Source organism: Labrys sp. F242 (assembly GCF_057813875.1).
In genome coordinates this window covers 1-283 of sequence record NZ_JBVASG010000056.1, presented here as the reverse complement: position 1 = coordinate 283, position 283 = coordinate 1, and the positions used below count along the sequence as shown (strand labels likewise).

The 283-nt window shown below is 70.0% G+C and carries 1 pseudogene; it reads right to left on the bottom strand.

Annotated elements, in window-relative coordinates:
* Window positions 1-283, bottom strand: a pseudogene (locus ACZYTC_RS34420) (ABC transporter permease); the annotation flags it as partial.

The window sequence follows — 283 nt, the reverse complement described above, 5'->3', positions numbered from 1 at the left end:
GATCAGCACAGTCGGCGCGGGCCAGCGTCGTGTCGGGGCGATGGCATCGCGGAACAGCGCTGATACGGAGATGTCCCTGGCCCGTCCCAGCGGCAGCAGCGAGGAGGCGAGGGCGGTGAGCAGGCCATAGAGGGCAGCGAGCGCCAGTCCCGCCGGGTTGAGCACCGGCGTGATCGGCAGTGGCAGATAGTCGGCAAAGCCATAGGCCAGGATGAAGGGCAGGGCGGCGCCGGCGGCAAGGCCAATCGCGATGCCGAGGGCGGCCAGGAGCAAGGTCTGGGTG